A 6,971-nucleotide genomic window follows, 5' to 3' on the forward strand; every position below is an offset into this window, starting at 1 on the left:
CCCCCTCAACCCGCCTCCCGCTCCGGTATCGCCTGTTCGCGGTCGGCGAGTCTGCGGAGCATCTCCAGAACGCGGTCGCGGGACTCGTCCGCCGCGTCGATGGCCTCCATGCACTGCCAGTACGTGCCCTCGTCGGCCGCGGCGCAGGCCAGGGCGACCAGGGCGATGCCGACCTCGCCGAGGAGGCCGCCCAGGTACATCAACGTGTGGCGGGCGTCTCCCAACTCCGTGAGCTGACCCGCCCGCAGCTCGCCCGGGGCCAGCTCGGGCGCGTCCAGGACGCCGCAGCCGCGCCCCGCCAGCTCCGTCAACCCCAGGGCCTCCCCGCGCAGTTCGGGTGGGCCGGCGACCGCGAGGCGGCTCCCTATCGCCTGCGCGAGGGCCTGCGCCTGCCACACCTCGGCCATGACCTCCCGCACCTCGCCGCCCGCGGCCAGGGACCGCCTGCTCGTCACGATGAGCCGCACCGCGTCCATGCGCTGCCCCCGTCTTGTCCGACGCGCCCCGCGCGTCCGCCTGCCCGAACTCCCTTGTTCACTACCCAGAGTGAAGGGCCGTGAGACCAAAAGCCAGAGGAAGACGGAAATTAACGGACAACGATTCGGATTCGAGCCGCCTCCTGGTTACGCAGCGTACAAGCGGACTGAGAGACTCCCCCGCCGGGTCATTAGCCCGGCTACGGCAGCGGGAACCGCCGTTCGTTCCGGTCGATCTTCGCGTCCAGCGCCGCCAGCGGGTCGATGCCGAGCACCTCGCACAGCTGGAGCAGATACGCGAGCACGTCGGCGACTTCGTCGGTGACGCGGTGCGCGGTGTCCGGGTCGGCCATCACGCCCGCCGACTCCTCGGGCGTCAACCACTGGAAGATCTCGACCAGTTCCGAGGCCTCCACGCTGAGCGCGGCGACCAGGTTCTTCGGGGTGTGGTACTGCTGCCAGTCGCGCGCGGCGGCGAAGTCGGCCAGTCGGCGTTGCAGTGTCGCCACGTCCAGGGGATCAGTCACGGTCCAGGTGTACCACCGTGACGCCCTCGGTCCCGGCGGCCCAGGAGGCGTCGCTGACCGCGCCGACAAGGCGGATGTGCCCCCGCTCGCACATCCGGGCCGCCAGCCCCAGCAGTTCCCTCCGCTGCCGGGGGTCCAGCGCGCGGTCGAGCCCGTCGGCCAGGACGGTGAGGGTCTGGAACGCGGCGGGCACCTCACCGGCCGGGTCGACCTCCAGGACGCCGGGGCCGGTGAGCAGGACCAAGCACAGGGCCGCGTAGCGCAGTTCGCCGTCGCCGAGCCGTCCCAGGTCCGTCCACACGCCGTCGCCGCGGTCGAGCGCCGCACGGACGGCCCCGGGACCGTCCGTGCGGGCGAGCACGTCCGTCACCGGCCCGGCGCACCCCGCGCGCACCGCCGCCACCAACCGCGCGTGTCGCCGCCCGCACTCGGCGCGCGTACGCCACAGCACCTCCGCCACGTTCCCGCAGTCACCGAGCAGACGGCCGGGGCCGGCCGGTACGGGGCCGCGCATCCGGGCGGGTTCGGGGTCGCAGGCGAAGACGGAGCGCAGGGCGACGACCATCTGCTCGGCCGCGGCCAGCACCCTGCGCTGCCCGGGAGTGCGGCCCGCGACGCGCAGCGGCAGCAGGGCGGTGCCGAGCCGGTCGTCGGGCAGGGGACCGCGGGTCACCGGGGTCGGTCCGGCGGTGTGCCAGGCGGCCTGGACCGTGCGCTTGCCCGGGTCGCGCAGGGCGGTCTCCAGCAGCACCAGTCCGTCGGAGGTGAGTCGCTCGCCCACCACGCGGAGTTCGGGCTCCGCCTGCACGGCGATGTCGAGCCGGACCGGACCCGCGGGGCCGTCGGCCGTGCAGCCGATGCGGAAGCCCCGGCGGTGCTGGGCGTCGGGCCGGGCCCGCTCCGGGACGCAGAGGGCGGGGTCCGGGAACGCCTCGCCGAGCGTGGCGCCGCCCGCGAGCCGGGCGAGCGCCTCGTACGCCCGCAGCGCGCTGGACTTGCCGGAGCCGCTGGGGCCGGCCAGGAGGGTGAGTCGTTCCAGCGGGAACACGGCCCGGCGGTGCCCGGCGAAGGCGGACAGGCGCAGCTCGGTGGTACGGGGGCGGCCGGGCTGCGCGAGGGGTGCGGCGGGGCCCGTGGCGGGGTCCGGGGCGCAGGCGGTGTCCGAAGCGGGAGCGGAGGGTGACGTCATGTCCGGACGGTAGGACTCCGCATGAGGGACGAACCGTTCCGTCTCCCCGGTGTTCCTACGATCGAGCGACCCCGGTGGTCAACCGTCCCCTCCCTCCCGGCCGCCTCCCGCGTCACGCCCCGGGCACCCCGACGCCCTCCATCAGCCCCGTCACCTCGGTTCCGGCCGGGGTCAGCAGGAACACGTTCCGGTCCACCCGGTGCATCCCGCTCGCCAGGCCGAAGACGACTCCCGTGCTGAAGTCGAGGACCCGTTTGGCGACCTCCGTCTCCGCACCGGTGAGGTCGAGCAGCACCGGCACGCCGGCCATCAGGGTCTCCGCGACGTCACGGGCGTCGGCGAAGACGTTCACGCGCAGCACGACGAAACGGCGCCGCGCCTCGGTCTCGGCCTCGGGTATGGAGCGGTGGCCGACGGAGGAGGGCCAGGCGTCCCGGCCCCGCAGCGGCACGACCTGGGCGAGCCCCTCCCACTGTTCGTCGGTGACATCGTGGCTGTTCACCGGCATGCTCCGTCCTGGCTCGCACTGGCTGTCTGCATCGGGCAATTCTTGCGCAGAGTCACCCGTTCGGCCCAACTGCGACACGCTCCGCGACGTCAATGCACCTCACAACGGCGATTCCGTGCCCACGACCCCCGAGCCGGCCGGACGCGCGGCAGGCCCTGGCGCGGACGGTCACGCAGTCCCTCGCCCGCTTCATGGGCCCGGACCAGTGCGCGGCGACGCGCGAGCCGGTGCCGTGCCCGGCCGAGGGGTCCCGGGCGGACCGAGGCGACCCGCAAGGCAGTCCACAGCGCTTACATCTACACGGTCGTAGAATTCGGGAACACCGGCGCGCCGGTGAGCGTTGTTCCCGATACCGACCACACATGAGGAGCGCGTCCTTGTCCGCCAGACCGACGGACCCCCCGGGGCACAGTCCCGGACCATCCCGCCACGGCATCACTGAGCGCGGCACACGGCGGGGTGGTGTTCGATGAGTGCCGCGGAGGCCCTGCTGGGCCTGATCGCCGTGTTCCTGCTGACCGCCGGCACCGGCTACTTCGTCGCCCAGGAGTTCGCCTACGTCTCCGCCGACCGGCTCACCCTCGCCCGTGAGGCCGAGGGCGGGGACCGCCGGGCCGCCCGGGCCCTGAAGGTGCTGGAGCGGCTGTCGTTCATGCTGTCGGGCGCGCAGCTCGGCATCACCGTCACCGGACTGGTCGTCGGCTTCATCGCCGAGCCGTCGGTGTCCGCGCTGCTCAGGCCCGCCCTGTCCGGCTTCGGCCTGCCCGGCGCCGCCGTGAGCGGCGTCTCGGTGGTGCTCGCCTTCGTGCTGGCCACCGTCGTGCAGATGGTGCTGGGCGAGCTGGCCCCGAAGAACCTCGCCATCGCGGTGCCCGAGCGGCTGGCGAAGGCGCTGGCGCCGTCGACGCTGGCGTACCTGAAGTTCGTCGGACCCCTCGTCCACGTCTTCGACGCCGCGGCGAACCGGCTGCTGCGCAAGGCCGGCATCGAACCGGTCGAGGAGCTGCACCACGGCGCCACGCTGGAGGAGCTGGGCCATCTGATCGGCGAGTCGCACGAGCAGGGTGAGCTGCCCAGGGACACCGCCGCACTGCTCGACCACGCGCTGGAGTTCTCCGAACGCACCCTCGACGAGGTGATGGTGCCGCGCGCCGACGCCGTGTTCGTCCGCAAGGACGCCCGCGCCGACGAGGCGGTCGGTCTGATCGCCCGGCACGGCCACTCCAACTACCCGGTGCTCGGCGACCACCCGGACGACATCGCGGGTGTGCTGGGCGTGCGCGAGCTGATGGCGCTGCCCGCGGCCCGGCTCGCCGGCGCGCGGGCGGGCGAGGTGGCCCGGCGGCCGCTGCTGCTGCCGGACACGCTCGCGCTGCCCGACGCGGTGGCGCGGATGCGCGAGCAGGACGACGAGTTCGCGGTCGTCCTGGACGAGCACGGCGGCGTGGCGGGCCTGGTCACGTACGAGGACATCGCCGAGGAACTGGTCGGTGACATCGCCGACGAGTCCGACAAGGTCACGCTCCTCGCCGTCGCGGTCGGCGACGGCTGGCTGGTCGACGCCGGCCGCCGCCTGGACGAGGTGGCCGAGGTGACCGGTGTCCGGCTGCCGGAGGACGACGACTACGACACCGTGGCCGGCCTGGTCGTGGACCGGCTGGGCCGCTTCCCGACGGTCGGCGACCGGGTCACGGTCGAGCTGCCCGGGGGCGGCCGCGCCGTGATCGAGGTGCGCACGCTCGACCGGCACGTGGCCGACCGCGTGCGCGTCAGCGTGCTCGGGGACGCCGGGGACACCGAGGAAGCCGAGGAGATGGCGTGAGTTTCCCGATGGCGGTCTTCGTGACCCTGCTGCTGCTGATCGGCAGCGGCTTCTTCGTGGCGGCCGAGTTCGCGCTGGTCGCCGCCAAGCGGCACCGCATGGAGAAGGCGGCGGCCGAGGGGCGGCGCGGGGCCGGGGCGGCCCTGGCCGGCATGCGCGAGCTGTCGCTGATGCTGGCCGGTGCCCAGCTGGGCATCACGGTGTGCACGCTCGGCCTGGGCTCGGTCTCCAAGCCGGCCATCTCGCACGAGCTCGACCCGCTGCTGCACGCGCTGGGCCTGCCCAGCGCCGTGAGCTACGGCGTCGCCTTCGCCGTGGCGATGGTCGTGGTGGTGTTCCTGCACATGGTGGTCGGCGAGATGGCCCCCAAGTCCTGGGCGATCGCCCACCCCGAGCGGTCGGCGATGCTGCTCTCCCCGCCCTTCCGGGCCGTGGTGCGCGCCGTGCGCCCGCTGATCCGGCTGCTCAACCACTTGAGCAACGGCCTGGTGCGGCTGTGCCGGGTGGCGCCGCGCGACGAGCTGGCCTCGGTGCACAACCGGGAGCAGCTGACGCACCTGGTGGAGGAGTCCGAGCGGCTGGGGCTGATCAGCGCGACCGACTCCGAGCTGCTGACCCGTTCGCTGACCGAGCCGGAGACGCCGGTGGCCGCGCTGCGGATCCCGGCCGCCGACATCACCTGGGTCGAGGGCGGCGCGGACGTCGACGCCCTGCTGCGGCTGGCGGCGGCACACGACCGCACCCGGCTGCTCGTCCGGGAGGACGGACTCGTCCTCGGGTCCGTGCACGCCCGGGACGCCCTGGTCGCCCGGGCCCGCGGCCGTGCGACGACCGCGCGGGACCTGGCCCGGCCGGTGCCGGAGCTGACGGAGGCCACGACGGTCGCCGACGCGATCGAGGTGCTCCGCCGCCGCCGGTCGTCCCTGGCCGTGGTGCGCGACGACGCCGGCCGGCTCTCGGGCCTGATCACGCTGGACGATCTGCTGGCCCGGCTGATGCAGCCGGCCGCGGCGGCCTGACGGGACGGGGCCGGAACCTCCCGCACATCTGCACACCGCGCGCCGAGCGGCGGCGGGCCGCCCCGGCCGGCCGCCCAGGTTCCGCCGCCGCAGGGGAAGTTGGCACCGAAGTGCCCGCTTCGGAATGCCGGGCGCAACACCGCGGGCGTGCCGCCGGGCGACGGGCCCTGTGAAGACTTTCTCGCATCCGGTGACCCGACGGTCACAGCGGTGAAGACGGCCGGCGGAATGCGCCGCGCACGGCCCGTGGGCGGCTGGCCCTCTTCCGCGGGGAATGCTTTGATCCTGCGCACACGGCACAGCCGCCGGGGCGGAATCCCGGTTTTCGCGAATTTCCGGGAAACGCGCCGCCCACCGGCGCCCTCTGCCATGGCGAGACATTCACGCGAAGGGAAACACCCTCATGAACCTCACTCCTCGGGTCGACGTCGCCGAGCTGTCCGACGCGGACCTGGAGCAGATCTCCGGCGGCAACGCGGGCGCCGGCGCCTCCGCGGGCCTCGTGGCCGGGCTCTCCGCCGACCTCGTCGGGCCCCTGACCAGCGAGGTCTGCGCCTCCGTGCAGGGCGCCCTGTCGTCGGAGGGGGCCGTGCTGGGCGGTCACGCGGGCGTGCGGACGACCGCGCTCTGACGAGCACCCAGGAAAGGCCCCGGGAATCGTTTCCCGGGGCCTTTTCCCGTGCCGGGGCAGATCCCCGCCGCGGTCACACACATGGGGAATTCGCGCAGTACGTGACGGATATATGGACACCACGGGGGTGGGTGACGCGGTGCGGGGCCGTGACGCAGACTTACTCGGACCCCTGAGCAACCGGCTGTGGAATCGACAGGAAGACCGCTGTGCAAACCGACGCGACCCGAACCGCCGAACTGCCCATCTACGAGAGCCTCATACGCGAACGCGGTGACGTCGTCGAAGAGGCCCGCGCGGTGGCGGAAGAGACCCAGCAGCAGTTGAGCCAGGCGCTCGCCGGGCACGCCGCGGCCCCCACCACGGCCGGCGAGCACTGACCCGGAAAGCGGTCAGACCAGTCGCCGTGCGGTGCGCAGGGCGAGCGGGGTCGCCGCCGCCCACGCCTGCGGTGAGCACGAGTGCGGGTAGGGCACCGGCTTCGGCGCCGCGGAGCGGTCGTAGCCGGCGATGACCTCGGGCAGCCGGTACCCGTGACGGGCGGCTGCCGCGACGAGTCCCTCCGTGAGCCGCGCGAGTTCCGCCGCCGGGCCGTGGCGGGCGAGGCCGAGCGCGATGACCGCGTTGTCGTGCGGCCAGGCGCTGCCGCGGTGGTAGGACAGCGGGTGGTACGGGGGCTGCCCGGCGGCCAGGGTGCGGATCGCCCAGCCGGAGAAGAAGTCCGGCTCCAGCAGCCGGCGGCCCACGCGCCGGGCCCGTTCACCGTCGAGGATCCCGGACCACAGCAGGTGCCCCGCGT

General features: G+C 73.8%; 9 protein-coding genes. 4 read left to right on the forward strand and 5 right to left on the reverse strand.

Annotated features, from left to right (window positions below; all coding sequences use genetic code 11):
* Positions 1-5: 5 nt before the first annotated feature.
* The 4 genes from RIN80_RS25470 to RIN80_RS25485 form a co-directional block, all read right to left on the reverse strand.
* Positions 6-476 carry a DUF6099 family protein gene (locus RIN80_RS25470; protein WP_309097991.1) on the reverse strand — a complete coding sequence of 157 codons (471 nt, stop codon included), beginning with the start codon at positions 474-476 and terminating at the stop codon, positions 6-8.
* A gap of 200 nt (positions 477-676) precedes the next feature.
* Entirely contained in the window at positions 677-1,003 is a 327-nt protein-coding gene (locus tag RIN80_RS25475) for a nucleotide pyrophosphohydrolase (protein ID WP_309097992.1), read from the reverse strand.
* Positions 996-2,192 carry an ATP-binding protein gene (locus tag RIN80_RS25480; RefSeq protein WP_309097993.1) on the reverse strand — a complete coding sequence of 399 codons (1,197 nt, stop codon included), beginning with the start codon at positions 2,190-2,192 and terminating at the stop codon, positions 996-998. Before RIN80_RS25480 ends, RIN80_RS25475 begins: the two co-directional genes overlap by 8 nt.
* Before the next feature lie 112 nt (positions 2,193-2,304).
* Positions 2,305-2,700, reverse strand: coding sequence for a cell division protein SepF (locus tag RIN80_RS25485; RefSeq protein ID WP_094053930.1), 396 nt, complete (start codon positions 2,698-2,700; stop codon positions 2,305-2,307).
* A gap of 469 nt (positions 2,701-3,169) precedes the next feature.
* Between RIN80_RS25485 and RIN80_RS25490 the strand changes: the two genes are divergently transcribed.
* From RIN80_RS25490 to RIN80_RS25505, 4 genes are all read left to right on the forward strand, one after another.
* A complete protein-coding gene (locus RIN80_RS25490) occupies positions 3,170-4,522 on the forward strand; it encodes a hemolysin family protein (protein ID WP_309097994.1) in 1,353 nt (450 codons plus the stop codon).
* Positions 4,519-5,541: a hemolysin family protein gene (locus tag RIN80_RS25495; RefSeq protein WP_309097995.1), complete on the forward strand. Its 1,023-nt coding sequence runs from the start codon at positions 4,519-4,521 to the stop codon at positions 5,539-5,541. Before RIN80_RS25490 ends, RIN80_RS25495 begins: the two co-directional genes overlap by 4 nt.
* A gap of 403 nt (positions 5,542-5,944) precedes the next feature.
* Positions 5,945-6,172 (forward strand): hypothetical protein, encoded by a 228-nt coding sequence (locus RIN80_RS25500; protein ID WP_309097996.1) that lies wholly within the window; start codon positions 5,945-5,947, stop codon positions 6,170-6,172.
* 209 nt (positions 6,173-6,381) lie between these two features.
* On the forward strand, positions 6,382-6,552 hold the full coding sequence (locus RIN80_RS25505; RefSeq protein ID WP_309097997.1) for a hypothetical protein: 171 nt from the start codon (positions 6,382-6,384) through the stop codon (positions 6,550-6,552).
* A 12-nt stretch (positions 6,553-6,564) separates the two neighbouring features.
* On the opposite strand, the gene RIN80_RS25510 is transcribed toward RIN80_RS25505, so the two are convergent.
* A partial coding sequence (locus RIN80_RS25510) for an amylo-alpha-1,6-glucosidase (protein ID WP_375141813.1) occupies positions 6,565-6,971 on the reverse strand: 407 nt, incomplete at its 5' end.

Origin of the sequence: Streptomyces sp., assembly GCF_031181705.1 — a bacterium.
In the GTDB taxonomy this organism is placed as follows: Bacteria; Actinomycetota; Actinomycetes; order Streptomycetales; family Streptomycetaceae; genus Streptomyces.

Excerpts from the sequence above, each read along its gene's own strand:
- RIN80_RS25470 (WP_309097991.1), bottom strand. The coding sequence starts at position 476 with ATGGACGCGGTGCGGCTCATCGTGACGAGCAGGCGGTCCCTGGCCGCG.
- RIN80_RS25480 (WP_309097993.1), bottom strand. The coding sequence starts at position 2,192 with ATGACGTCACCCTCCGCTCCCGCTTCGGACACCGCCTGCGCCCCGGAC.
- RIN80_RS25485 (WP_094053930.1), bottom strand. The coding sequence starts at position 2,700 with ATGCCGGTGAACAGCCACGATGTCACCGACGAACAGTGGGAGGGGCTC.
- RIN80_RS25490 (WP_309097994.1), top strand. The coding sequence starts at position 3,170 with ATGAGTGCCGCGGAGGCCCTGCTGGGCCTGATCGCCGTGTTCCTGCTG.
- RIN80_RS25500 (WP_309097996.1), top strand. The coding sequence starts at position 5,945 with ATGAACCTCACTCCTCGGGTCGACGTCGCCGAGCTGTCCGACGCGGAC.